Source organism: Streptomyces sp. NPDC087859 (assembly GCF_044742595.1).
GTDB classification, from domain to species: Bacteria; Actinomycetota; Actinomycetes; order Streptomycetales; family Streptomycetaceae; genus Streptomyces; species Streptomyces canus_F.
Genome location: NZ_JBIUUU010000009.1, coordinates 13648 through 34518 on the forward strand (window position 1 = coordinate 13648; position 20871 = coordinate 34518).

Sequence of the window (20871 nt, forward strand, 5' to 3'; positions counted from 1 at the left end):
CGGAGTTCTGCGTGGACATCGTCGTCAAGGGCCGCAAGACCGAGGTGCCCGAGCGGTTCCGCAAGCACGTGGCCGAGAAGCTGAAGCTGGAGAAGATCCAGAAGCTCGACGGCAAGGTGATCAGCCTCGACGTCGAGGTGTCCAAGGAGCCGAACCCCCGACAGGCCGACCGCTGTGACCGAGTGGAGATCACGCTCCGCTCCCGCGGTCCGGTGATCCGGGCGGAGGCGGCAGCAAGTGATCCGTACGCGGCGCTCGACCTGGCGGCGGAAAAGCTCGACGCCCGGCTGCGCAAGCAGCACGACAAGCGTTACTCCCGTCGCGGCTCACGCCGGCTCACGGCGGCCGAGGTTCCCGACCACGTCCCGGGCGCGGCGACGCTCAACGGGAACGGCAACCCGGTCCACGAGCAGGAGCCGGACGGCGTACCCACCAAGAAGATCGGCTCGCTGGAAGTGAAGGGCGAAGGCCCCCTCATCGTCCGCGAGAAGACCCACGTCGCCTCTCCGATGACCCTTGACCAGGCTCTTTACGAGATGGAGCTGGTCGGGCACGACTTCTACCTGTTCGTCGACTCCGAGACCAAGGAACCGAGTGTCGTCTACCGGCGGCACGCCTACGACTACGGCGTCATCCACCTCAGCACGGACCCCATGGTCGCCCAGGCGCAGCCTCCCGCGGCCGGAGGCACGCTGGGTGGCTGACACACGCCCGGCTGGCGGCTGAGCGGTGCCCCTGGAGCGCGTGTGCGCCCCCAGGGGCACCGGTGTGCGACCACTTCGCGCCCGGCTCTGTCACCGCAGTGTCGTCCGGGCATGAAATCATGGCCGCATCGGCCCAATCGGTGGGCCGTTGCCTTGGGTTGGCGATGGCACATGACCAGCCACAGCCTTCAGGGGGAGGAACGATGGCGGACAGCTTCGGACCGATGCATGCCGAGGGCGCCGGCGACGGCGTGGTCGGCATGGGATCGGACGCGGGCTCACCACGCAAGGAGCCCATCCGTGTCCTGGTCGTCGACGACCATGCCCTCTTCCGACGGGGACTCGAGATCGTGCTCGCGGCCGAGGAGGACATCCAGGTCGTGGGCGAGGCGGGCGACGGCGCAGAGGCGGTCGACAAGGCCGCCGATCTGCTGCCCGACATCGTCCTGATGGACGTACGGATGCCCAAGCGGGGCGGTATCGAGGCGTGCACCTCCATCAAGGAGGTGGCACCCAGCGCCAAGATCATCATGTTGACGATCAGTGACGAGGAAGCAGACCTCTACGAGGCGATCAAGGCCGGCGCGACCGGTTATCTCCTCAAGGAGATCTCCACGGACGAGGTGGCCACCGCCATTCGCGCGGTGGCCGACGGGCAGTCGCAGATCAGCCCGTCCATGGCGTCGAAACTGCTCACCGAGTTCAAATCGATGATCCAGCGGACGGATGAACGCCGACTTGTGCCCGCGCCGCGGCTGACGGACCGGGAGCTGGAGGTTCTCAAACTCGTCGCCACCGGTATGAACAACCGCGATATCGCCAAGGAGTTGTTCATCTCCGAGAACACCGTGAAGAACCATGTGCGCAACATCCTGGAGAAGCTGCAGCTGCACTCCAGGATGGAGGCCGTCGTCTATGCGATGCGGGAGAAGATCCTCGAGATCCGCTGAGGTCCGGCGGTTCCGTCAAGCCAGTGCTCGGGTGAGTTCACGGGTCAGGGGCTCGCGGAGGTCCGGCGCGTCCACTCTTTCGACGCGTACGTCCGTGCAGTCCACCCAGCTCGCCGCCTCGACCAGCGCCTGGGCCACCGCCGGGACCGCCTTCGGGCCGTCCAGGGTGACCTGCCTGGCGACCAGGGTGCGGCCCTCGCGTGCCGGGTCGACGCGGCCGACGAGACGGCCGCCGGCCAGGACCGGCATCGCGAAGTAGCCGTACACCCGCTTCGGCTTGGGGACGTAGGCCTCCAGGCGGTGGGTGAAGCCGAAGATCCGCTCCGTGCGCGCGCGTTCCCAGATCAGGGAGTCGAAGGGCGACAGGAGGGTCGTACGGTGGCGGCCGCGCGGGGGTGTCTCCAGGGCCGCGGGGTCCGCCCAGGCCGGCTTGGACCAGCCCTCGACCGTGACCGGGACCAGGCCCGAGTCGTCGATCACCGCGTCGACCTGATCGCCCTTGAGGCGGTGGTAGTCGGCGATGTCCGCGCGGGTGCCGACGCCGAGGGACTGGCCGGCGAGGCGGACGAGGGTGCGCAGGCACTCGGTGTCGTCCAGGTCGTCGTGCAGCAGGGCCTTGGGGACGGCGCGTTCTGCCAGGTCGTACACGCGCTTCCAGCCGCGGCGCTCCACGCAGACCACCTCGCCGTACATCAGCGCGCGCTCCACGGCGACCTTGGTGCCGGACCAGTCCCACCACTCGCTGGTCTTCTTCGCGCCGCCCAACTCCGTGGCGGTGAGGGGGCCTTCGGAGCGGAGTTGCTTGATGACCTGGTCGTACGTGCCGTCCGGGAGGGTGTGGTTCCAGTGCGGGCGGTTGCGGTAGGCGCGGCGGCGGAAGGCGAAGTGGGGCCATTCCTCGATGGGGAGGATGCAGGCGGCGTGGGACCAGTACTCGAAGGCGTGTGTGTCCGTCCAATAGGCGTCCTCGACCGTTTTGCGGCCCACGGCTCCCAGGCGGGCGTACGGGATGAGTTCGTGGGAGCGGGCCAGGACCGAGATGGTGTCGAGTTGGACCGCGCCGAGGTGGCGGAGGGTGCCGCGGACGCCGGCCTTGCGGTTGGGGGTGCCGAGGAAGCCCTGGGCGTGGAGGGCGATGCGGCGGGCCTCGTCTGCGGAGAGCGCTGCGGTGGGGCGCGGGGTCGTCATGCTTCCGCACGATAGGAGGTGGGACTGACAGCGGGGGATGACCTGGGGGTTCTTCGGGTGGTGCGCTGTGTTGGGGTGGCGTCGGGGTTTTTCGCCCCCGCCGCCCCTACCCGTCCCATCCTCCAGGGGCTCCGCCCCTTCGACCCCGGCTCCTGGGGGCTGCGCCCCCAGACCCCCGTCGGCCCCTAAGGGCCTTGTCCTCAGACGCCGGACGGGCTGGGAGCAGCGGGCCGGCGATGGAGAGGCGGAGTCAGCGGCGGGGTGGGTGGGGGGTCGGGGTGGCAAGGCCTCGGCCGCGTACGGGCGGACTGGGGTTGGTGGTGGAGGAGTGGAGTCCATGGCGGGGTGGGGGGCGGGATGGCAAGGCCTCGGCTCCGTACGGGCGGGCTGAGGTTGGTGGTGGAGGGGTGGAGTCCGTGGCGGGGCCAGGGTGGTGAGCCTCGACTCCATACGGTCGGGGCGGGGGTCGGCCTCGTGCGGTGGGGGTCAGGGGGTGGGTGCGTTGGGGTGTGGTCGTGCCGGGAGGTAGGGGGATGTTGAGGGGAGGCCCAGGTCCGAGGGCAATAGGGAGCCGACCCAGCAGTCCCGTCGTACGCCCCTGTTGTTGAGCGCGGAGCGGAGGGTGCCTTCGAGGGTGAAGCCGGTGTGTTCCGCCACCGCTCGGGAGGGGGTGTTGCCTACTTCCGCGCGCCATTCGATGCGGTCGATGGAGAGGGCTGTGAAGGCCCAGCGGGCGGTCGTGGTGGTGGCCTCGGTGATGTAGCCGTTGCCGCGGTGTTCCTTCGTGGCCCAGAAACCGATCTCGGCGACGCCGAGGGAGCGCATGGTGATGCTGAGCATGCCGACGAGTTCGCCGGTGGGGAGAAAGACGCCGAAGGTGAACATGGAGTCGTTGGCCCAGCCGTCGGGGGCGAACTGTTCCGTGAAGGCCTGCGCGTGCTCGTGGAGGTAGGGCGAGGGGAGCTGGGAGAGCCAGCGCTGCATCTCGGGGTCCTGGGCGGCGGCGTGCACGGCGTCGGTGTCGTCGGGACCGACGGTGCGCAGAACCAGGCGGCCGGTGGTGAGCGTGACAGGTTCCATCGGCCGATTCTGCTCGGAATTCGGGCGCGGACGCCATCCTTTTGCTCTGTGTGAGCGGGTGATCACAGTTCGCGCAAATCGTCGGGGGAACGCGGCACCATCCGCAACCTCCGTCCGTTGTTGCCTTTGACGGAGATTTGAAGCAGCGGACGGTCGGCGTCCTCGGCAGGCTCCCGGCGTGGCCGGGTCCTCGCATACGATGGCCGTTGCTCAGTCAAGTCAAATGGAAACCGACCGTCCCAGGCCCGACCGGCAAGGAGACTTACCCCCGTGTCCGTCCTCTCGAAGATCATGCGTGCAGGCGAAGGCAAGATCCTGCGCAAGCTGCACCGCATCGCGGACCAGGTCAACTCCATCGAAGAGGACTTCGTCGACCTCTCCGACGCCGAGCTGCGGGCCCTCACCGATGAGTACAAGCAGCGGTACATCGATGGTGAGACGCTGGACGACCTGCTGCCCGAGGCGTTCGCCACCGTGCGCGAGGGCGCCAAGCGCGCGCTCGGCCAGCGTCATTACGACGTGCAGATCATGGGCGGCGCCGCCCTCCACCTCGGCTACGTGGCCGAGATGAAGACCGGCGAGGGCAAGACCCTCGTCGGCACCCTGCCCGCGTATCTGAACGCGCTGTCCGGCAAGGGCGTCCACCTCATCACGGTCAACGACTACCTGGCCGAGCGCGACTCCGAGATGATGGGCCGCGTCCACAAGTTCCTGGGCCTGAACGTCGGTTGCATCCTCGCCAACATGACGCCCGCCCAGCGCCGTGAGCAGTACGCGTGCGACATCACGTACGGCACGAACAACGAGTTCGGCTTCGACTACCTGCGCGACAACATGGCGTGGTCCAAGGACGAGCTCGTCCAGCGCGGCCACAACTTCGCGATCGTCGACGAGGTCGACTCCATCCTGGTCGACGAGGCCCGTACGCCGCTGATCATCTCCGGTCCGGCCGACCAGGCCACCAAGTGGTACGGCGACTTCGCCAAGCTGGTCACCCGCCTGAAGAAGGGCGAGGCCGGCAACCAGCTCAAGGGCATCGAGGAGACCGGCGACTACGAGGTCGACGAGAAGAAGCGCACGGTCGCCATCCACGAGTCCGGTGTCGCCAAGGTCGAGGACTGGCTGGGCATCGACAACCTCTACGAGTCGGTGAACACCCCTCTGGTGGGCTACCTGAACAACGCCATCAAGGCGAAGGAGCTCTTCAAGAAGGACAAGGACTACGTCGTCATGGACGGCGAAGTCATGATCGTCGACGAGCACACCGGCCGTATCCTCGCCGGCCGCCGCTACAACGAGGGCATGCACCAGGCGATCGAGGCGAAGGAAGGGGTGGACATCAAGGACGAGAACCAGACACTCGCCACGATCACCCTCCAGAACTTCTTCCGCCTCTACAAGCGCCACGACCACAACGGCAAGGAACAGCCCGGCCTCTGCGGCATGACCGGTACGGCGATGACCGAGGCCGCCGAGTTCCACCAGATCTACAAGCTCGGCGTCGTCCCGATCCCGACCAACCGGCCCATGGTCCGCAAGGACCAGTCGGACCTGATCTACCGCACCGAGGTCGCGAAGTTCGAGGCGGTCGTCGACGACATCGTCGAGAAGCACGAGAAGGGCCAGCCGATCCTCGTCGGTACGACGTCGGTCGAGAAGTCCGAGTACCTCTCGCAGCAGCTCAGCAAGCGCGGAGTCCAGCACGAGGTGCTGAACGCCAAGCAGCACGACCGGGAGGCGACGATCGTCGCCCAGGCCGGCCGCAAGGGCGCCGTGACCGTGGCCACCAACATGGCCGGCCGCGGTACCGACATCAAGCTCGGCGGCAACCCCGAGGACCTCGCCGAGGCGGAGCTGCGCCAGCGCGGCCTCGACCCCGAGGAGCACATCGAGGAGTGGGCGCAGGCCCTGCCCGCCGCCCTGGAGCGTGCCGAGCAGGCCGTCAAGGCGGAGTTCGAAGAGGTCAAGGACCTCGGCGGGCTCTACGTCCTCGGCACCGAGCGGCACGAATCGCGTCGTATCGACAACCAGCTGCGCGGTCGTTCCGGCCGTCAGGGTGACCCGGGTGAGTCCCGCTTCTACCTGTCGCTCGGCGACGACCTGATGCGTCTGTTCAAGGCCCAGATGGTCGAGCGCGTGATGTCGATGGCGAACGTCCCGGACGATGTGCCGATCGAGAACAAGATGGTCACGCGCGCGATCGCGTCCGCCCAGTCGCAGGTCGAGCAGCAGAACTTCGAGACGCGTAAGAACGTCCTGAAGTACGACGAGGTCCTCAACCGCCAGCGCGAGGTCATCTACGGCGAGCGGCGCCGCGTCCTGGAGGGCGAGGACCTGCAGGAGCAGGTCGTGCACTTCATGGACGACACGATCGACGCGTACATCGCGGCGGAGACCGCCGAGGGCTTCGCGGAGGACTGGGACCTCGACCGGCTGTGGGGCGCGTTCAAGCAGCTCTACCCGGTGAAGATCACCGTCGAGGAGCTGGAGGACGCGGCCGGCGACCGTGCCGGACTGACCGCCGACTTCATCTCCGAGTCCATCAAGGACGACATCCACGAGCAGTACGAGGGGCGCGAGGCGCAGCTCGGCTCCGAGATCATGCGTGAGCTGGAGCGCCGGGTCGTGCTGTCGGTCCTGGACCGCAAGTGGCGCGAGCACCTCTACGAGATGGACTACCTCCAGGAGGGCATCGGCCTGCGCGCGATGGCGCAGAAGGACCCGCTGGTCGAGTACCAGCGCGAGGGCTTCGACATGTTCACCGCCATGATGGAGGGCATCAAGGAGGAGTCCGTCGGCTACCTGTTCAACCTGGAGGTCCAGGTCGAGCAGCAGGTCGAGGAGGTCCCGGTCCAGGACGACAAGCCGTCGCTCGACAAGCAGGACTCGGTGCCGGCGCAGGCGGGTGCGCGTCCGGAGATCCGCGCGAAGGGGCTCGACGCTCCGCAGCGCCGGGATCTGCACTTCTCCGCGCCGACCGTGGACGGCGAGGGCGGTGTCGTCGAGGGTGAGTTCGCCGACGACGAAGAGCCGGTGCGGTCCGAGGCGGATGGTCTGACCCGCGCGGAGCGGCGCAAGCAGTCGCGTGGGCGGCGCCGCAAGAAGTGACGCTGTAGCGGTGTGAAGGGCCGGGTCACCTGGGGTGGCCCGGCCCTTCGGCGTTCGGCGGGGGTGGTGTCAGGCGTCGTCCGTGCGGCTGCCCTTGGGGCCGCCCAGTTCCACCGCCGCGCAGCGCCAGCGGCGGTCCCGGCCCTGTTCCAGGCGGAAGGCCATGGCGCGGAGCTGGTCGCCGGCGCCGATGCGGGCGAAGGCCTCGACCGCGCCGTCGCGGGGGACGTAGTAGCCGATGTCGCGGACGACGGGTCGGGTGCCGTGGGTGCGCAGGGGGCCGCGTTCGGCGAGCACGGCGAGTTCGTCGTAGGCCTGGCCGATGGTGTGCCGGAGCATCGAGTGGACGGGGCGCTGGCCGCTGAGGACCGCCAGGAGGAGGTCGGCGAAGAGGTCGGTGGGGCGAGGCTGGGGGACGGGCCCGCGGGGCGTCCGGGAGGGGACGACAGGGGCGCCGAGGGGCACTTCGCGGGCCTCTGAGCGAGTCGTCGGCGGGCGGTTGTCGGCGGGGGAGGTGTGCGGGCCGTTGCCGGTCCGTGAGCCCGGCGGGCGGCCGTCGCCCGCGGTCGTGCGGAGCGTGCCGCCGGTCGGGGTGCGGGGCGGGGTGGTGCCCGGGCGGCGTGCGTCACGGCGGCCCGGGGGGCGGGTGCCCGGACGGTTCTGTGCCCTGGTCATGACCTTGTTCATGGGGTCCCCGTTCGGTGGGCCCGGAGTTGTACCGGGCGGTAACTTTTGCGTTGGGGATCTTGTACGGGGCCGCGGGTGGCCGCGGCAAGGAAGCCGAGGGCCCGGGCGAGCGGCCGGAACGTTCACTTATCCGAGTGATCGAGACGGGCCGAAGGCCGTGACCGCGGGGGCGCACCAGGTGAATTCCCGGACCGGGGTGGACGCCCGCGGACGTGGAGGCAGGGACTCGAAAGGGGACGCCCGCACGTATCCTGAAGGCCCTCACCGAGGCACCTGCGGAGCACTCCGACCCGCCCCCCGACCACGAAAGCGGCAGCCCATGCGCGTCTACGTCCCCCTGACCCTCTCCGGTCTCGCCGAGGCGTACAAGACGGGCGAGCTGGGGTCCGGACCGCTCGTCGCCTACGCCGTGACGCCCGCGTTGCGCGAGTGGTACCTCTCCGACGACATCGAGGAGCTGGAGTACGCGGCGCTGAACCGGGCCGCGCTCGCCTCCCTGCGGCTGCTGGCGGCCGACCCCGGGGCGGTACGGCGCCGGGTCGTGGTCGCCGTCGACGTGCCCGACGGCGCGGCGGTCTCCGACCCCGACCGGGGGCTCGACCCGACCGCGCTGGGCCAGGTACGGGTCGACCGGGCCGTACCGCTCGGCAAGGCGGCCGCCGTGCACGTCGACGCGAGTGACGCCGAGACGGACGTGACCGCGGCCGCGGAGGCGGTCGTGGCGGCGGACGGCGGGGACGACGACGCGCAGTTCGTCGTGGACGGAGCCGGGGACCACGAACTGCTCTGGTTCGCCACGCAGGAGATCCCGAACCTGGTCGGGCTGGGGAACTGAGGCGCCGGCCGTGCCTGTGTGACCTGCGCGTCACTTGATTGTCAGTGGCGCCGGGTACATTTTCTCGACATGGGGAAGCACATGAGCGCGCACATTGTGTGGGACTGGAACGGGACGCTGTTCCACGACAATGACGCGATCATCGGGGCGACGAACGCGGCGTTCGCCGAGCTGGGACTCGCGCCGATCACGATGGAGCGGTACCGGGCGCTCTACTGCGTGCCGGTGCCGAAGTTCTACGAGCGGCTGCTGGGGCGGCTGCCGACCGACGCCGAGTGGGCCGTCATGGACGAGACCTTCCATCGGTACTACACCGAGCATCGGGTCGGCTGCGGGCTCACGGCCGGTGCGACCGAACTGCTCGCGGGGTGGCGGTCGGCGGGGCGCAGCCAGTCGATCCTCAGCATGTACGGGCACGAGGAACTGCTCCCGCTGGTCCGGGGGTTCGGGATCGAGGCGCACTTCATACGCGTCGACGGACGGACCGGGCCCTCCGGGGGCAGCAAGGCCGAGCACATGACACGACACCTCGCGGCACTGACCGGGGTGGCGGGAGTGGACCCCGCGCGGACCGTGGTGATCGGGGACGCGGCCGACGACGCGGTGGCGGCACGGCATGTGGGGGCGCGGGCCGTGCTGTACACGGGGGGTTCGCACAGCCGGGCCAGCCTGGAGGAGGTCGGGGTGCCTGTGGTGGACACCCTGGCGGAGGCCGTGGTGGAGGCGGAGCGGCTCGCGGCGTAGCGGCGGGGCTGACTCGTCGGGTTCCCGGCCGAGACGTGGCGGGGCGGGGGCGAGGGCTGAGCGGTGGCGGTGCGTGGGTCGGTGGGAACCGCGTGACCGGCCCCCGCCCAGCCGCAGGCGGACGACTACCTCACCGGCACATCCCTCATGTCACCGGCGCCTTCGCCCGCAGGATCGTCAGGAACTCGCGCATCCAGCGGGAGTGGTCCGGCCAGGCCCGGGCGGAGACCAGCGTGCCGTCGACCACCGCCTCGGCGTCCTGGAAGGTGGCGCCGGCCGCCTGCATGTCGAGTTCCAGGGCGGGATAGGCCGTCACGCGGCGGCCGCGGAGGCCGTCGATCGCGGCGGTGAGCAGGGGGCCGTGGCAGATCTGGGCGACCGGCTTGTCCGCGTCGAAGAAGGACTTGAGGATCTTGCGGAGTTCGGGGTCGTTGCGCAGGTACTCGGGGGCACGGCCGCCGGGGATCACGATCGCGGCGTACTGACCGGGGTCGACCTCGGCGAAGGCCAGGTCGGCGGGCCAGGTGTAGCCGGGCTTCTCGGTGTAGGTGTCGAAGCCGGGTTCGAAGTCGTGGACCACGAACCGGAGCTTCTTGCGGGTGGGGGCCGCGATATGGACGTCGTAGCCCTCTTCACGGAGGCGCTGGTAGGGGTACAGGACCTCCAGTGACTCCGCTGCGTCGCCGGTGACGATCAGGATTTTGGCTGTCATGTCGGCAATGTGCATCCGAAGCGGGCGCTTGCCAAGGGGGCCGGTCAATGACACCCACCGCATGGCGCGCCGCTTCCTGCCCCTGTGCAGAACGTCAAAGTTCGACCCCCGGTTTTGTACACATACGGCTCATGACGGGCCCCCTGTAAGGAGCGATAGCCTTAGTGGCGTGATCAGCGCGATAGTTCGCGGGGGCATCGTCGCCCCTGCCCTGCGCCCGGAGAGCACGGACGACATCCGTGACCGGGCGGCGGTCGCTGGTCTTCGCGGGCGGGGCGGGGGCACATGGGCCCCCGGGGCGCCACGCACCTCCCCTGGAGCGGCGTCGCAGAGAGCAGCGTCACATCCGTCGGGCGTGCCAAGAATGGCTGATAACCCCCCGCTCATCTCACCTTGCGGCATAGCGTCGGAGCAGACCGGACACCCCGCGTCGCGGCGTTACGTCCCAGGGGAAGAGACCGTACTTCCTTCAACGTCACGCAACGGCGCGCGACAGGAGCCAGAGGACAATGCAGACCAAGCTGGACGAAGCCAAAGCCGAGCTGCTCGAGAGGGCCGCCCGGGTAGCTGAGAACAGCCCGGTCGGGGGGCACCTACCGACCGGGACGACGGACGAGGGCACCCCCGACCGGGAGACCGTGCTCGCGTTCCTCCAGCGCTACTACCTGCACACCGCCCCGGAGGACCTCACCGATCGCGACCCGGTCGACGTCTTCGGAGCCGCGTACTCGCACTACCGGCTGGCCGAGAACCGGCCACAGGGCACGGCCAGTGTGCGGGTGCTCACGCCCACCGTGGAAGAGAACGGATGGGCGTGCACGCATTCGATCGTCGAGGTCGTCACCGACGACATGCCCTTCCTCGTCGACTCCGTCACCAATGAGCTGACCCGGCAGGGGCGCGGCATCCATGTCGTCATCCACCCGCAGGTCGTCGTCCGGCGGGACGTCACCGGCAAGCTCATCGAGGTGCTCGCCCGGCGACCCAGCGGCGAACTTCCGCACGACGCGCACACCGAGTCCTGGATCCACGTCGAGATCGACCGCGAGACCGACCGCGCGGACCTGAAGCAGATCACCGCCGATCTGCTGCGCGTCCTGTCGGACGTCCGCGAGACCGTCGAGGACTGGGAGAAGATGCGGGACGCGGCGCTGCGGATGGCCGAGGAGCTGCCCGCCGAGCCCGTCGCCTCCGACCTGCGCGAGCAGGAGATCGAGGAGGCCCGCGAGCTGCTGCGCTGGCTGGCCGCCGATCACTTCACCTTCCTCGGCTACCGCGAGTACCAGCTCCGCGAGGACGACTCCCTCGTCGCCGTGCCGGGCACCGGCCTCGGCATCCTGCGCTCCGACCCGCATCACGCCGAGGACGAGAGCCACCCCGTCAGCCCCTCCTTCGAGCGGCTGCCTGCCGACGCCCGCGCCAAGGCGCGCGAGCACAAGCTCCTGGTACTGACCAAGGCCAACAGCCGGGCGACCGTGCACCGGCCGTCGTACCTGGACTACATCGGTGTGAAGAAGTTCGACGCCGAGGGCAATGTCGTCGGTGAGCGCCGCTTCCTCGGGCTCTTCTCCTCCGCCGCCTACACCGAGTCCGTCCGCCGGGTCCCCGTGATCCGGCGCAAGGTCGAGGAAGTGCTCCAGCGCGCCGGGTTCTCGCCCAACAGCCACGACGGGCGCGACCTGCTCCAGATCCTGGAGACCTACCCGCGCGACGAGCTCTTCCAGACCCCGCCCGACGAGCTGGAGTCGATCGTCACCTCCGTGCTGTACCTCCAGGAGCGGCGGCGGCTGCGGCTCTACCTGCGCCAGGACGAGTACGGGCGCTACTACTCCGCCCTCGTCTACCTGCCGCGCGACCGGTACACGACCGGGGTGCGCCTCAGGATCATCGACATCCTGAAGGAGGAACTCGGCGGCATCAGCGTCGACTTCACGGCCTGGAACACCGAGTCGATCCTGTCCCGGCTGCACTTCGTGGTCCGGGTCCCGCAGGGCACCGAGCTGCCGGAGCTCTCCGACCTCGACAAGGAGCGCATCGAGGCGCGGCTCGTCGAGGCCGCCCGCTCCTGGGCCGACGGCTTCGCCGAGGCTCTCAACAACGAACTCGGCGAGGAGCGCGCCGCCGAACTGCTGCGCCGGTACGGCAACGCCTTCCCGGAGGGCTACAAGGCCGACCACACCTCGCGCTCCGCGGTCGCCGACCTCGTCCACCTGGAGAAGCTCACCGAGGACAACAACTTCGCGCTGAGCCTGTACGAGCCGGTCGGCGCCGCCCCCGAGGAGCGCCGTTTCAAGATCTACCGCAAGGGTGCCGCGATCACCCTGTCCGCCGTGCTGCCGGTCCTCAACCGGCTCGGCGTCGAGGTCATCGACGAGCGGCCCTACGAGCTGCGCTGCTCGGACCGCAGCATCGCCTGGATCTACGACTTCGGGCTGCGCATGCCCAAGTCGCAGAACGGCGCCGGGGACTACCTGGGCGACGACGGCCGCGAGCGCTTCCAGGAGGCCTTCTCCGCGACCTGGACCGGGCTCGCGGAGAACGACGGCTTCAACGCCCTCGTGCTGAGCGCCGGGCTGAACTGGCGGCAGGCGACGGTGCTGCGGGCGTACGCCAAGTACCTGCGGCAGGCGGGCTCCACCTTCTCGCAGGACTACATGGAGGACACCCTCCGCAACAACGTCCACACCACCCGGCTGCTCGTCTCCCTGTTCGAGGCGCGGATGTCGCCGGAGCGGCAGCGCGCCGGGCACGAGATCGTGGACGCCCTCCTCGAAGAGGTCGACGCCGCGCTCGACCAGGTCGCGAGCCTCGACGAGGACCGCATCCTCAGGTCGTTCCTGACCGTCATCAAGGCGACCCTGCGCACGAACTTCTTCCAGGAGGCGCTCGGCGGCAAGCCGCACGAGTACGTGTCCATGAAGTTCGACCCGCAGATGATCCCGGACCTGCCGGCGCCGCGCCCGGCGTTCGAGATCTGGGTCTACTCGCCGCGTGTCGAGGGCGTGCACCTCAGGTTCGGCAAGGTCGCTCGTGGTGGTCTGCGCTGGTCCGACCGGCGTGAGGACTTCCGGACCGAGATCCTCGGCCTGGTCAAGGCGCAGATGGTGAAGAACACCGTCATCGTGCCGGTCGGCGCCAAGGGCGGCTTCGTCGCCAAGCAGCTGCCCGACCCGAGCGTGGACCGGGACGCGTGGCTGGCCGAGGGCATCGCCAGCTACAAGACGTTCATCTCGGCGCTGCTCGACATCACCGACAACATGGTGGCCGGCGAAGTCGTGCCGCCCGCCGACGTCGTCCGGCACGACGAGGACGACACCTACCTCGTCGTCGCCGCCGACAAGGGCACCGCGACCTTCTCGGACATCGCCAACGGGGTCGCCGAGTCGTACAACTTCTGGCTCGGCGACGCCTTCGCCTCCGGTGGCTCCGCGGGCTACGACCACAAGGGCATGGGCATCACCGCGCGCGGTGCCTGGGAGTCCGTCAAGCGGCACTTCCGCGAACTGGGGGTGAACACGCAGGCCGAGGACTTCACGGTCGTCGGCATCGGCGACATGTCTGGTGACGTGTTCGGCAACGGCATGCTGCTCAGCGAGCACATCCGCCTGGTCGCCGCCTTCGACCACCGGCACATCTTCATCGACCCGAAACCGGACGCGGCCACCTCGTACGCCGAGCGCCGCCGCGTCTTCGAGCTGCCGCGCTCCAGCTGGGCCGACTACAACTCCGAGCTCATCTCGGCCGGCGGCGGCGTGTTCCCCCGCAGCGCCAAGGCCATCCCGGTCAACGCGCACATCCGCGAGGCCCTCGGCATCGAGGGCAAGGTCGCCAAGATGACGCCGGCCGACCTGATGAAGGCCATCCTCAAGGCGCCGGTGGACCTGCTGTGGAACGGCGGCATCGGCACGTACGTCAAGGCCTCCACCGAGACCCACGCCGACGTCGGCGACAAGGCCAACGACCCGATCCGGGTCGACGGCGCCGACCTGCGGGTCAAGGTCGTCGGCGAGGGCGGCAACCTGGGGCTCACCCAGCTCGGCCGGATCGAGTTCTCGCTCACCGGCGGGAAGATCAACACCGACGCCATCGACAACAGCGCGGGCGTGGACACCTCCGACCACGAGGTGAACATCAAGATCCTGCTCAACGGCGTGGTCGCAGACGGCGACATGACCGTCAAGCAGCGCAACAAGCAGCTCGCCGAGATGACCGACGAGGTCGGGCGGCTGGTGCTGCGCAACAACTACGCGCAGAACACGGCCATCGCCAACGCGCTGGCCCAGTCCAAGGACATGCTCCACGCCCAGCAGCGCTACCTGCGCCACCTGGTGCGCGCGGGTCTGCTGGACCGGGCGCTGGAGTTCCTGCCCACCGACCGCCAGATCCGGGAACGCCTGGGCGCCGCACAGGGCCTGACGGGCCCGGAGACGGCCGTCCTCCTGGCGTACACCAAGATCACGGTCTCCGACGAGCTGCTGCACACCTCGCTCCCGGACGACCCGTATCTGCGCGGTCTCCTCGACTCCTACTTCCCGAGCGCGCTGCGCGAGAAGTTCGCCGAGCACATCGACAACCACCCGCTGCGCCGCGAGATCATCACGACGGTGCTGGTCAACGACACGGTCAACACGGGCGGTACGACCTATCTGCACCGGCTGCGCGAGGAGACCGGCGCCTCCCTCGAGGAGATCGTCCGGGCGCAGACCGCGGCCCGCGCGATCTTCCGCTCGGCCGTGGTGTGGGACGCGGTGGAGGCGCTCGACAACCAGGTCGAGGCCGCCGTCCAGACCCGGATCCGGCTGCACTCGCGCCGGCTCGTCGAGCGTGGCACGCGCTGGCTGCTCAACAACCGGCCGCAGCCGTTGGAGCTCGCCGAGACGGTCGAGTTCTTCTCCGAGCGCGTCGAGCAGGTCTGGTCGCAGCTGCCGAAGCTGCTGCGGGGCGCGGACCTGGAGTGGTACCAGCAGATCTACGACGAGCTGACCGGCGCCGGGGTCCCGGACGAACTCGCCACGCGTGTGGCCGGGTTCTCCTCCGCCTTCCCGACGCTCGACATCGTCCTGGTGGCCGACCGCATGGGCCGGGAGCCGCTGGATGTCGCGGAGGTCTACTACGACCTCGGCGACCGGCTGCGGATCACCCAGCTCATGGACCGCATCATCGAGCTGCCGCGCGCCGACCGCTGGCAGTCCATGGCCCGCGCCTCCATCCGTGAGGACCTCTACGCGGCCCACGCGGCGCTGACCGCCGACGTGCTCGCGGTGGGCAACGGCACCTCGACTCCCGAGCAGCGCTTCAAGGCGTGGGAGGAGAAGAACGCGGCGATCCTGGGCCGGGCGCGCTCGACCCTGGAGGAGATCCAGGGCTCGGAGGCGTTCGACCTCGCCAACCTGTCGGTGGCGATGCGGACCATGCGGACGCTGCTGCGGACGCATTCGTAGGCGATACGACGACAGAGAGGGGCGCCCCGGGCCGTCATGGCTCGGGGCGCCCCTTTCTTGGCCCGGCTTTTGGTCTGGCTTAGGGAAAATCCGGCAGGTGGCTTACCCAGGGCGGCTAAGCCTTGTGCGGTGACTGTGAACCTCTCCGAGGAGCGAGTGGCCGCTCCCGCCGTGCCGCTCGAGCGGGTCCGGCGGATCGTCCGTGAAGTGGTGAACTTCGGGGTCGTCGGCGGCAGCGGTGTCGTGGTGAACTTCCTCGTCTTCAACGTGCTGCTGCACGGCCTCGGCCGGCGGGCGATGGTGGCGACGGTGCTGGCCAGCCTCGTCGCCATGGGCACGAACTACCTCGGCTTCCGCTTCTTCACCTATCGCGACCGGGATGCGCGCACACGTCAGCAGGTCGTGCTGTTCTTCGTCTTCAGCGCCATCGGTGTGGCGATGGAGAGCGGACTCTTCTACATCGGCTATCACGGCCTCGGCCTTCACGGTCCGCTCGCGTCGAACGCCGTGAAGGCCACGTCGATCGTGCTGGCCTCCGCCTTCCGGTTCCTGGTCTACCGGACGTGGGTGTTCCAGCACGAGGTGCGCTAGACGGCGACCTTCGGCTTCGGCTTGGGCTTCGGCTTCGTCGTCTTGTCGCCGGTGAAGGCCTCGTACTCCTTCAGGACGTCCTCGGTGGGGCCGTCCATGCGCAGTTCGCCGCGTTCCAGCCACAGCACGCGGTCGCAGGTGTCGCGGATCGACTTGTTGTTGTGGCTGACCAGGAACACCGTGCCGGCGTGCTTGCGCAGCTCGCGGATGCGCTGCTCGGAGCGCTTCTGGAAGGCGCGGTCGCCGGTGGCGAGGGCCTCGTCGATGAGGAGGACGTCGTGGTCCTTGGCGGCCGCGATGGAGAAGCGGAGGCGGGCGCCCATGCCGGAGGAGTACGTGCGCATGGGCAGGGTGATGAAGTCGCCCTTCTCGTTGATACCGGAGAAGTCGACGATCTCCTGGTAGCGCTCCTTGATCTGCTCGCGGGACATGCCCATCGCGAGGCCGCCGAGGTAGACGTTGCGCTCGCCGGTCAGGTCGCCCATCAGGGCCGCGTTCACGCCGAGGAGGGAGGGCTGGCCATCGGTGTAGATGGCGCCGCTCTCCACCGGCAGCAGACCGGCGACAGCCTTGAGAAGGGTCGACTTGCCGGAGCCGTTGGTACCGATCAGGCCGATGGCCTCGCCGCGGTAGGCGACGAAGGAGACCTTCTTCACCGCGTGGACCTTGCGCACGCCGGACGCCCGTTCGGTCTTCTCGCGGCGCAGGATGCGGTTGAGGGCGGCGGTCGCGGAGCCGCGGCCGGCTCCGGTGCCGTTGACGCGGTAGACGATGTCGACGTTGTCGGCGACGACGGTGGGGACCAGGCCGGCCGGGGACGCGGTCGGAGACGCGGTCGGGGTTGCGGTGTTCTCGAGGTTCTCAGCCACGGCCGTACGTCTCCTCAGCCTTCCAGAAGTAGATGAAGCCGCCGACGCCGGCGAGCAGGGCCCAGCCCGTGGCGATCAGCCAGACGTGTTGCGGCAGTTGGCTGGAGTGGAAGCTGTCGATCAGCGCGAAGCGCATCAGGTCGATGTAGATGGCGGCCGGGTTGGCCTGGAGGACGGGGACCACCCAGGACGGCCAGTGGGTGTGCTTGGCGGCCAGGTGGTCGATGCTCCACATGACGCCGGACACGTACATCCACGTGCGCAGGATGAACGGCATCAGCTGGGCGATGTCCGGCGTCTTGGCGCCGACCCGGGCCACGATCATCGAGACGCCGGCGTTGAAGGTGAACTGCAGCACCAGTGCCGGGATCGCCAGCAGCCAGGAGACCGACACCGGCACGCCGAAGCAGAGCAGGATCACGACCAGGGCGGCCATCGAGAACAGCAGCTGCTGGAGCTGCTGGAGACAGAAGGAGAGCGGCAGCGCGGCCCGCGGGAAGTGCAGGGCGCGGACCAGGCCGAGGTTGCCGGAGATGGCGCGGGTGCCCGTGAGGATCGAGCTCTGGGTGAAGGTCCAGATGAACACGCCCGTGACCAGGAACGGGACGTAGTCCGGCACGCCCTTCTTGGTGCCCAGCAGCACGCCGAAGATGAAGAAGTACACCGCCGCGTTGAGCAGCGGGTTCATCACCTGCCAGATCTGGCCGAGCTTCGCCTGGCTGTACTGGGCGGTGAGCTTGGCGGTCGAGAACGCGGTGATGAAGTGGCGCCGGGCCCACAGCTGGCGGATGTACGCGGGCAGGGTCGGGCGGGCACCGCTGACGGAGAGGCCGTGGCGGGCGGCTAGGGCCGCGAGGTCGCCTTCGGCGGTCGGGGGGAGGGTCGCCGTCGTCGGAGGCGGTGTGTGGAGGACCTGGCTCACATCCGCTGCTTTCGGTTGGGGGGTGTGTCCGGCACCCGACGTTTCCTTACGCTTCTCTTCACGTTCTCTTACGTCGGGACGGGACCGTATCGTCGCAACGTGAGCGTAGGCCGAGTCGGCGTCGGAACGCAACCGTTTCGTCGTGACGTTCTGCGTGGGGACGGGACCGTATCGTCGTAACGCCCTATGCTGGTTCGCATGACGACGAACGCCGACGAGCCGCAGACCCGTCCGCGCCGCCGGGCCCCCGCCGGAGCCGCCGTGCTCCGGGAGGACGTGACGGAAGCCATCCGGGCGGCCGTCTTCGAGGAGCTCGCGTCCGTCGGCTACGCGCGGATGTCCATCGAGGGGATCGCGCGCCGGGCGGGGGTCGGCAAGACCGCGGTCTACCGGCGCTGGCGCTCCAAGCTGCATCTCGTCCTCGACGTGGTGTCGGCCCTCGCCGTGCAGGGGCTGCCCGCGCCGGACACCGGTGCGCTGGAGGGCGATCTGCGGCTGCTGTACGAGGTGACCTCGCGCGCGCTGCGCCACCCCGTGGCCTCGCAGATCCTCCCGGACCTCCAGGCCGAGGCGGCCCGCAACCCCGAGATCGCCGAAGCGGTGCAGAAGGCGCTGCGGGACGGGCAGGAGGGTGTCGCCAGCAAGATCCTCGTGGCGGCGGAGCGGCGGGGCGAGGTCCGGTCCGGGCTCGATGACGAGCTGGCGCTCGATCTGATCTCCGGGCCGCTGTACTGGCGGTCCGTGGTGATCCGGAGCCCGAAGCTGCCGAAGGGCTACCTGGACGCACTGGCACGCGGGACGGCCGCGGCGCTCAAGGCGCTGTAGCCGGGCAGCCGCCCGGTCGGTTCGGGAGCGGGCGCCGGTCCTGGGCCCTCAGCCGAGCAGTTGACGGGCGAGAGCTGCCAACTCCGGTGCGCGCAGGACCCGTTCGCCGAAGCCGGGAAGCGGGACATGGAGTGCTTCCGTCCATCGGGCGGGGACGGCTTCGACGCCGTGGACCGCTCCCGCGAGGCCGCCGGTGACCGCGGCGACGGTGTCCGTGTCGCCGCCGAGGTCGATCGCGGCGCGTACGGCCTCCTCGTACGAGGAGGTGGTGCGCAGGGCCCAGACGGCGGAGCCGAGGCAGGGCCAGACGGCACCGTTGAACTCCGTCGCCCGGTCGGGGTGCCAGTCGGGGGCGAGGACGGTGGCGTACCTCTGCCGGTGGTCGGGGTGTACCGCGGGGAGCGCGGCGGGGAGGGCGGCGAGCGGGTCGGCGCCGGTCAGGGCCGTGCGGATCAGCTCATGGAGGATCGCGGTGCCTTCCCAGGCCGCCCGGTCGCCGTGGGTGAGGGCGGAGAGGCGGCGGGCGGCGTCCATGGTGAGCTCCCGTCCCTGGGGCGCGAAGAAGACCGCGGAGGGCGCCGCCCGCATCAACGCGCCGTTCCCGGCGGCCCGTTGGCTGGTCTGGAAGTGCAGGGCGGCGGCCAGGTCCCAGGGGTCGCCGCTGCTCAGCACGGCCTCCGTCTGCAGGCCGATGTCCTTGGGGTCCGCGGCGGCCCAGCGCCGGAACCGGCGGAAGACGTCCGGGAGTTCGAGGCCGCCGTGCTCCAGCAGCGACTCGGCGACCAGTACGGCCATCTGCGTGTCGTCGGTCGCCTCGCCCGGCTCCCAGCCGCCGCCCCCGCACATCTCGCCGCCGTACCCCGGGTGGGGAAAGCGGGCGGAGAACGCGCCCTCGGGGCCGAACTCGAAGGGTGCGCCCAGGGCGTCGCCGACGGCGGAACCGATGACGGCGCCCAGGGCACGCGAGGTGAGGTCGGTCATCGGGGCAGGCTAGGGCCTGCCCGGTACGGGCCGTCGGACGGGGCAGCTCCAGCCCGCTCGGAGCCTCTGCCCCTACCCCCGAGCCGCCTCCGGATGCAGTCGTACCCAGCCCTCCCAGGCCGAGGTGATCATGTCCTGGACGTCGTGCTTGGCCTTCCAGCCCAGCTCCGCGGTGATGCGGTCGGCGGAGGCGACGACTCGGGACGGGTCGCCGGGGCGGCGGGGGGTGACGGTCGGGGGGCGGTCGTAGCCCGTGACGGCGTTGATGTGGTCGATCATCTCGCGGACCGAGACGCCCTCGCCGCGGCCGACGTTGAGGGTGAGGTCGCGGCCGGGGGAGGAGCGCAGGGCGCGGGCCGTGGCGACGTGGGCGTCGGCCAGGTCGAGCACGTGGATGTAGTCGCGGACGCAGGTGCCGTCCGGTGTGGCGTAGTCGTCGCCGAAGATGCGAGGGGGCGCGTTGTCCGTGAGCTTCTCGAAGACCATGGGGACCAGGTTGAAGACGCCGGTGTCCGCGAGGTGCGGGGTCGCCGCGCCCGCCACGTTGAAGTAGCGCAGGGACGCCGTGGCCAGGCCCGTCGCCCGGCCCGTCGCGCGGACCAGCCACTCGCCGGCCAGCTTCGTCTCGCCGTAGGGCGACATGGGCACGCACGGCGTCTCCTCCGTGACCAGCTCCACGTCCGGCATGCCGTACACCGCCGCCGAGGACGAGAAGACGAAGGAGGACACCCCGGATGCACCGGGCGCTCCTGGCGTCCCGGCCCCGGTCACCTGCTCCAGCAGGACGCGCAGGCCCTCGACGTTCTCCCGGTAGTAGTGCAGCGGCAGGTCGACCGACTCGCCCACCTGCTTCTTCGCCGCCAGATGCACGACCCCGGTGACGGCGTGGTCCGCGAGGGCGCGCGCCACGCGCTCCGCGTCCAGGATGGAGCCCACGACCAGCGGCACCCCGTCCGGGACGCGCTCGGCGATCCCCGTGGACAGGTCGTCGTACACCACCGCGCGCTCGCCCGCCTCGGTCATCGCCCGTACGACGTGCGCTCCGATGTAGCCGGCACCGCCGGTGATCAGCCAGGTCATGTACGGCCGTCCCCTCGTCAGATGGAGCGAGATGTGCGTGTGGTGCGCGGTCGGACACCGGCTTCAGTCAATCAGGCGCCGGAGCACACCGCGGACAACCGCGACAACTCCCCGTGAGCGGGACACCACGTGCGGTACCGGTTCCGCCGCCTCG

At 69.7% G+C, this 20871-nt stretch carries 16 protein-coding genes; 8 read left to right on the top strand and 8 right to left on the bottom strand.

The window, feature by feature from the left end:
• The first annotated feature begins 11 nt into the window (after nt 1–11).
• Together hpf and ACIOHP_RS22505 are read left to right on the top strand one after the other, a co-directional pair.
• Complete coding sequence (gene hpf, locus ACIOHP_RS22500; protein WP_401890114.1) at nt 12–704, top strand: ribosome hibernation-promoting factor, HPF/YfiA family; 693 nt, start codon at nt 12–14, stop codon at nt 702–704.
• A 203-nt stretch (nt 705–907) separates the two neighbouring features.
• On the top strand, nt 908–1654 hold the full coding sequence (locus ACIOHP_RS22505; RefSeq protein WP_351681154.1) for a response regulator transcription factor: 747 nt from the start codon (nt 908–910) through the stop codon (nt 1652–1654).
• Between the two features lie 15 nt (nt 1655–1669).
• Here the strand turns inward: ACIOHP_RS22505 and ACIOHP_RS22510 are convergent, their stop codons facing one another.
• Together ACIOHP_RS22510 and ACIOHP_RS22515 are read right to left on the bottom strand one after the other, a co-directional pair.
• Nucleotides 1670–2842 carry a DNA glycosylase AlkZ-like family protein gene (locus tag ACIOHP_RS22510; RefSeq protein ID WP_361539801.1) on the bottom strand — a complete coding sequence of 391 codons (1173 nt, stop codon included), beginning with the start codon at nt 2840–2842 and terminating at the stop codon, nt 1670–1672.
• 486 nt (nt 2843–3328) lie between these two features.
• On the bottom strand, nt 3329–3922 hold the full coding sequence (locus tag ACIOHP_RS22515; protein WP_401890117.1) for a GNAT family N-acetyltransferase: 594 nt from the start codon (nt 3920–3922) through the stop codon (nt 3329–3331).
• Nucleotides 3923–4192: 270 nt separating this feature from the next.
• On the opposite strand from ACIOHP_RS22515, the gene secA reads away from it, so the two are divergent.
• Nucleotides 4193–7030, top strand: coding sequence for a preprotein translocase subunit SecA (secA, locus tag ACIOHP_RS22520; protein ID WP_361539795.1), 2838 nt, complete (start codon nt 4193–4195; stop codon nt 7028–7030).
• A gap of 69 nt (nt 7031–7099) precedes the next feature.
• Here the strand turns inward: secA and ACIOHP_RS22525 are convergent, their stop codons facing one another.
• On the bottom strand, nt 7100–7717 hold the full coding sequence (locus tag ACIOHP_RS22525; protein WP_401890120.1) for an Rv3235 family protein: 618 nt from the start codon (nt 7715–7717) through the stop codon (nt 7100–7102).
• 319 nt (nt 7718–8036) lie between these two features.
• On the opposite strand from ACIOHP_RS22525, the gene ACIOHP_RS22530 reads away from it, so the two are divergent.
• Both ACIOHP_RS22530 and ACIOHP_RS22535 read left to right on the top strand, forming a co-directional pair.
• Nucleotides 8037–8552 carry a DUF6912 family protein gene (locus tag ACIOHP_RS22530; RefSeq protein ID WP_401890123.1) on the top strand — a complete coding sequence of 172 codons (516 nt, stop codon included), beginning with the start codon at nt 8037–8039 and terminating at the stop codon, nt 8550–8552.
• 69 nt (nt 8553–8621) lie between these two features.
• The gene (locus ACIOHP_RS22535; RefSeq protein ID WP_401890125.1) at nt 8622–9296 is read left to right on the top strand and encodes an HAD family hydrolase; all 675 of its coding nucleotides are present in this window, start codon (nt 8622–8624) and stop codon (nt 9294–9296) included.
• Nucleotides 9297–9441: 145 nt separating this feature from the next.
• Here the strand turns inward: ACIOHP_RS22535 and ACIOHP_RS22540 are convergent, their stop codons facing one another.
• Nucleotides 9442–10008 carry a DJ-1/PfpI family protein gene (locus ACIOHP_RS22540; RefSeq protein WP_266826265.1) on the bottom strand — a complete coding sequence of 189 codons (567 nt, stop codon included), beginning with the start codon at nt 10006–10008 and terminating at the stop codon, nt 9442–9444.
• 509 nt (nt 10009–10517) lie between these two features.
• Between ACIOHP_RS22540 and ACIOHP_RS22545 the strand changes: the two genes are divergently transcribed.
• Both ACIOHP_RS22545 and ACIOHP_RS22550 read left to right on the top strand, forming a co-directional pair.
• Complete coding sequence (locus tag ACIOHP_RS22545; protein ID WP_401890127.1) at nt 10518–15449, top strand: NAD-glutamate dehydrogenase; 4932 nt, start codon at nt 10518–10520, stop codon at nt 15447–15449.
• Nucleotides 15450–15578: 129 nt separating this feature from the next.
• Nucleotides 15579–16040 carry a GtrA family protein gene (locus ACIOHP_RS22550; RefSeq protein WP_267015719.1) on the top strand — a complete coding sequence of 154 codons (462 nt, stop codon included), beginning with the start codon at nt 15579–15581 and terminating at the stop codon, nt 16038–16040.
• Here ACIOHP_RS22550 and ACIOHP_RS22555 read toward each other — a convergent pair.
• Nucleotides 16037–16909: an ABC transporter ATP-binding protein gene (locus ACIOHP_RS22555; RefSeq protein WP_401890130.1), complete on the bottom strand. Its 873-nt coding sequence runs from the start codon at nt 16907–16909 to the stop codon at nt 16037–16039. The two genes, ACIOHP_RS22550 and ACIOHP_RS22555, sit on opposite strands and share 4 nt — an antisense overlap.
• Nucleotides 16902–17831 carry an ABC transporter permease gene (locus ACIOHP_RS22560; RefSeq protein ID WP_361539773.1) on the bottom strand — a complete coding sequence of 310 codons (930 nt, stop codon included), beginning with the start codon at nt 17829–17831 and terminating at the stop codon, nt 16902–16904. Before ACIOHP_RS22560 ends, ACIOHP_RS22555 begins: the two co-directional genes overlap by 8 nt.
• Before the next feature lie 198 nt (nt 17832–18029).
• Here ACIOHP_RS22560 and ACIOHP_RS22565 point away from each other — a divergent pair, with 198 nt between their 5' ends.
• Nucleotides 18030–18656 carry a TetR/AcrR family transcriptional regulator gene (locus tag ACIOHP_RS22565; protein ID WP_361539770.1) on the top strand — a complete coding sequence of 209 codons (627 nt, stop codon included), beginning with the start codon at nt 18030–18032 and terminating at the stop codon, nt 18654–18656.
• A 48-nt stretch (nt 18657–18704) separates the two neighbouring features.
• On the opposite strand, the gene ACIOHP_RS22570 is transcribed toward ACIOHP_RS22565, so the two are convergent.
• On the bottom strand, nt 18705–19637 hold the full coding sequence (locus ACIOHP_RS22570; RefSeq protein ID WP_401890133.1) for an ADP-ribosylglycohydrolase family protein: 933 nt from the start codon (nt 19635–19637) through the stop codon (nt 18705–18707).
• A gap of 72 nt (nt 19638–19709) precedes the next feature.
• Nucleotides 19710–20717, bottom strand: coding sequence for a UDP-glucose 4-epimerase GalE (galE, locus tag ACIOHP_RS22575; RefSeq protein ID WP_401890136.1), 1008 nt, complete (start codon nt 20715–20717; stop codon nt 19710–19712).
• Between the last annotated feature and the right edge of the window lie 154 nt (nt 20718–20871).

Excerpts from the sequence above, each read along its gene's own strand:
- ACIOHP_RS22570 (WP_401890133.1), bottom strand. The coding sequence starts at position 19,637 with ATGACCGACCTCACCTCGCGTGCCCTGGGCGCCGTCATCGGTTCCGCC.
- ACIOHP_RS22535 (WP_401890125.1), top strand. The coding sequence starts at position 8,622 with ATGGGGAAGCACATGAGCGCGCACATTGTGTGGGACTGGAACGGGACG.
- ACIOHP_RS22525 (WP_401890120.1), bottom strand. The coding sequence starts at position 7,717 with ATGAACAAGGTCATGACCAGGGCACAGAACCGTCCGGGCACCCGCCCC.
- ACIOHP_RS22510 (WP_361539801.1), bottom strand. The coding sequence starts at position 2,842 with ATGACGACCCCGCGCCCCACCGCAGCGCTCTCCGCAGACGAGGCCCGC.
- ACIOHP_RS22540 (WP_266826265.1), bottom strand. The coding sequence starts at position 10,008 with ATGACAGCCAAAATCCTGATCGTCACCGGCGACGCAGCGGAGTCACTG.
- galE (WP_401890136.1), bottom strand. The coding sequence starts at position 20,717 with ATGACCTGGCTGATCACCGGCGGTGCCGGCTACATCGGAGCGCACGTC.
- ACIOHP_RS22530 (WP_401890123.1), top strand. The coding sequence starts at position 8,037 with ATGCGCGTCTACGTCCCCCTGACCCTCTCCGGTCTCGCCGAGGCGTAC.
- ACIOHP_RS22515 (WP_401890117.1), bottom strand. The coding sequence starts at position 3,922 with ATGGAACCTGTCACGCTCACCACCGGCCGCCTGGTTCTGCGCACCGTC.
- ACIOHP_RS22565 (WP_361539770.1), top strand. The coding sequence starts at position 18,030 with ATGACGACGAACGCCGACGAGCCGCAGACCCGTCCGCGCCGCCGGGCC.
- ACIOHP_RS22505 (WP_351681154.1), top strand. The coding sequence starts at position 908 with ATGGCGGACAGCTTCGGACCGATGCATGCCGAGGGCGCCGGCGACGGC.
- ACIOHP_RS22545 (WP_401890127.1), top strand. The coding sequence starts at position 10,518 with ATGCAGACCAAGCTGGACGAAGCCAAAGCCGAGCTGCTCGAGAGGGCC.